Origin of the sequence: Bradyrhizobium sp., from assembly GCF_049691595.1 — a bacterium.
Taxonomy (GTDB): Bacteria; Pseudomonadota; Alphaproteobacteria; order Rhizobiales; family Xanthobacteraceae; genus Bradyrhizobium.
The window spans coordinates 1-3,517 of record NZ_JBAVNZ010000515.1; the positions used below are offsets into that span (position 1 = coordinate 1).

General features: G+C 65.7%; 4 protein-coding genes. 3 read left to right on the plus strand and 1 reads right to left on the minus strand.

Features of this window, described 5'->3' with window-relative positions; translation table 11 throughout:
* From WCE35_RS21180 to WCE35_RS21190, 3 genes are all read left to right on the plus strand, one after another.
* On the plus strand, positions 1-425 hold a 425-nt coding region (locus tag WCE35_RS21180), incomplete at its 5' end, for a tyrosine-type recombinase/integrase (RefSeq protein ID WP_424595270.1).
* Positions 426-682: 257 nt separating this feature from the next.
* Complete coding sequence (locus tag WCE35_RS21185; protein ID WP_424595271.1) at positions 683-1,645, plus strand: acetyl-CoA carboxylase carboxyltransferase subunit alpha; 963 nt, start codon at positions 683-685, stop codon at positions 1,643-1,645.
* A 240-nt stretch (positions 1,646-1,885) separates the two neighbouring features.
* On the plus strand, positions 1,886-3,346 hold the full coding sequence (locus tag WCE35_RS21190; protein WP_424595272.1) for a L,D-transpeptidase family protein: 1,461 nt from the start codon (positions 1,886-1,888) through the stop codon (positions 3,344-3,346).
* Positions 3,347-3,454: 108 nt separating this feature from the next.
* On the opposite strand, the gene WCE35_RS21195 is transcribed toward WCE35_RS21190, so the two are convergent.
* The coding region (locus tag WCE35_RS21195) for an SEC-C metal-binding domain-containing protein (RefSeq protein ID WP_424595273.1) at positions 3,455-3,517 on the minus strand (63 nt) is incomplete at its 5' end.

Sequence of the window (3,517 nt, forward strand, 5' to 3'; positions counted from 1 at the left end):
GCATGATCGTGGTGCGCGGCAAGGGCAACAAGGAACGGCTGGTGCCGCTGAACGACGCCGCGCGGCAGGCGATGGCCGATTACCTGGCCGCGATGACGGCGCTGAAGCCGGATGCCACGACAAAGACCGCGCCTTCGAAATGGCTGTTTCCCTCGTTCGGCGAAAGCGGACATCTGACCCGGCAGCATTTCGCCCGCGATCTGAAAGAGCTCGCCGCCGCCTCGGGACTCGCGCCGCGGCTGGTCAGCCCGCACGTGCTGCGGCACGCCTTTGCCAGCCACCTGCTGCACAACGGCGCCGACCTTCGCATCGTGCAAACGCTGCTCGGCCACAGCGACATCTCGACCACGCAAATCTACACCCATGTGGTCGAGGAGCGGCTGAAGAGCCTGGTGCGCGACCTGCATCCGCTGGCGGAGAAGTAGGTTCGCTCGTTCCGACGCGTTTTGTTGGCGCGAACCGACGCCATCCCGCATCAGGCGCGGGACAGGCTTGGCTCGAAAACGCTACGGCGCCTTGACTTCGGCGGCGTCGCGCCCGAAACAGCCGTTTCCTGCCTGCAACCCTTCGCGCATCCCCAATGCGTCGGCGGGATGAGTCCTAAACCATTGAAGAGACGAACTTTCCTCGCTAGAGCCCAAACCGCGTCGCCTGCCGGCGCGTTCCTCCCTATATTGATTTGATGCCAGATCAGATGCGCAGTTATCTCGACTTCGAAAAGCCGGTCGCCGAACTCGAGTCCAAGGTCGACGAACTGCGCGCGCTGGCGGCGACCGGCAGCGACATCGGCGACGAGATCGCCCGGATCGAGGACAAGGCGGCGCAGGCGCTCGCCGATCTCTACGCCAACCTGACGCCGTGGCAGAAGACGCTGGTGGCGCGCCATCCGCAGCGCCCGCATTTCACCGATTTCGTCAACGCGCTGATCGCCGAATTCACCCCGCTGGCGGGCGACCGCAAGTTCGGCGAGGATGAGGCGCTGATGGGCGGGTTCGGCCGCTTCCGCGGCGAGAGCATCTGCGTGATCGGCCAGGAAAAGGGCGCCACCACCGAGAGCCGCATCAGGCATAATTTCGGCATGGCGCGCCCCGAGGGCTACCGCAAGGCGGTTCGCCTGATGGAGATGGCGGACCGCTTCGGCATCCCGGTGCTGTCGATTGTCGATTCGGCCGGCGCCTATCCCGGCATCGGGGCCGAGGAGCGCGGACAGGCGGAAGCGATCGCGCGTTCCACCGATGCCTGCCTGTCGCTGGGCGTGCCCAATGTCGCGATCGTCACCGGCGAAGGCATGTCGGGCGGCGCGATTGCGATCACCACCGCGAACCGCGTGCTGATGTTCGAGCACGCGATCTACAGCGTGATTTCGCCGGAAGCGGCGTCCTCGATCCTGTGGCGGGACGGCACCAAGGCCCAGGAAGCCGCCAACAGCATGAAGATCACGGCGCAGGACATGTTGCGATTCGGCGTCATCGACCAGATTTTGAAAGAGCCCGCCGGCGGCGCCCACCGGGATCCGGCGGCGATGATCGCCGTCACCGGCGACGCCATCGCGCAGGCCTTCAACGATTTGCGCAATCTCGATGCGGACGCGATTCGCAAGCAGCGGCGCCAGAAATTCCTCGACATCGGCCGCAAGCTCGGCTGAGGCTCAACGGCCGTGCCGCGAAACCGGCGCAAATCTCCCCAAATCATCGAATTCGGCCGTAATTAGGCCCAGACCCCGGTCTTTAAGCCTCTCTTGACCATGCTTGTCATGGAAACGGTGGCGGACTCCCGTGCGGGTTGCGGGCAAGGGGGCCAGAGGGTAATATTTTCGACGACGGCTTCAGGGCATGAACGCAGCGGTTGGGGTGCGGAAATTGCCCGGTGGGTGTGGAGCTTAACCTTGAATTGTCGCTCGCTGGTTCGCGTGCTCGTCGCCTCCGCTGCGCTTGCGGCCGGTGCGCTGCTGAGCGGCTGCAACAGCGATGACGTTTCGCTCGCCGCCAACGCCAAGGCCAACCAGCCGGTCCCGCCCAAGCTCATCGCCGCAATGGCCGAAAAGGACATGGACCTGCAGTCCCCGATCCTGGTCCGGCTGTTCAAGCAGGAAGCCGAACTCGAGGTCTGGAAAAAGGATCGCTCCGGCCGCTTCGGACTGCTGAAAACCTATCCGATCTGCCGCTGGTCGGGCGACCTCGGCCCGAAGGTGCGCGAAGGCGACCGCCAGGCGCCGGAAGGCTTCTATTCGATCACCCCGGCCCAGATGAACCCGCAGTCGGCCTATTATCTCGCCTTCAACACCGGCTATCCCAATGCGTTCGATCGCGCGCTGGGGCGCTCCGGTTCGCAGCTGATGGTGCACGGCGATTGCTCCTCGCGCGGCTGCTACGCGATGACCGACGAGCAGATCGCGGAGATCTATTCGCTCGGCCGCGAATCCTTCTTCGGCGGCCAGCGCGCCTTCCAGCTTCAGGCCTATCCATTCCGGATGACGCCGCTGAACATGGCGAAACATCGCAACAACCCGCACATGCCGTTCTGGAAGATGATCAAGGAAGGCTATGATCATTTCGAGGTGACGCGACAGGAGCCGAGGGTCGATTTCTGCGAGAAGAAATACGTGTTCGATGCCGTCAAGGCGCCGAACGCCACGCGCGATCCGGTGTTCGACGCCGCGGCGAAATGCCCGGCTTACGCGGTTCCGGACGAGATCGCCGACGCGGTGCGCGAAAGGCAGCAGGAAGAAACGGCCGAGACCGCCAAGCTGATTGCAAAGGGAACGCCGGTCGCACGCCTGAACACCGGTATAGACGGGGGCATGCACAAGGTGTTCGCTTCGAAGCTTCCCGAGGCCAGCACCGGCCTGTCGGAAGGCGGCGACGGCCAGAGCCTGTTGCTGCTGTCGCGCGCGCCAGGCACGATCCCCTCTACCGTCAATCCGCCGCGCATGCCGAATCTGTCGCAGCCGGAGCAGCCGGTGGTGGCGGTCGCAGCAACGTCCGCATCCGCGGCTCCCGCTCCGACCCGCGTCGCAGCGGTCGCGCCGACCGCGCAATCGGACAACTTCTTCTCCAGTCTCGCCCGCAAGGTCGGCATCGGCGGCACCGCCGACGCGACACCCGCCAGCGCACCGGCGCCGGCCAAGCCGAAAGCGACCGAGGCCAAAGCTCCGCAGCCGTCGATCGTCAGGGTGACCGCCAGGCCGGCCGAGACCAAGCCGGCCGCGGTCAAGCCGGCGTTGAAGCCGTCGATCTCCGACGTCACCGCCGCGCCGGCGCCGGCCGCCAGGGACCCGATGGTGGCCGGCTCGCAGCCGATCGTGCCGGCGAACTCCTTCGACAGCCGCTTCTCGGCGGCGAAGTAAACGCCCTCCGCGCTTTCCCCGGCAAAAGCCGTCATGCCCCGCCAACGGGTCGCACGGATGTGCGCCCTGCGCCGGCCCGGTGGCGGATGATGACGTCGCGAGCGGAGATTACGCGTATTTGCCGTGGCAGTGCTTGTAGCGCTTGCCGGAGCCGCAGGGGCAATCCTCGTT

Excerpts from the sequence above, each read along its gene's own strand:
- WCE35_RS21185 (WP_424595271.1), top strand. The coding sequence starts at position 683 with ATGCCAGATCAGATGCGCAGTTATCTCGACTTCGAAAAGCCGGTCGCC.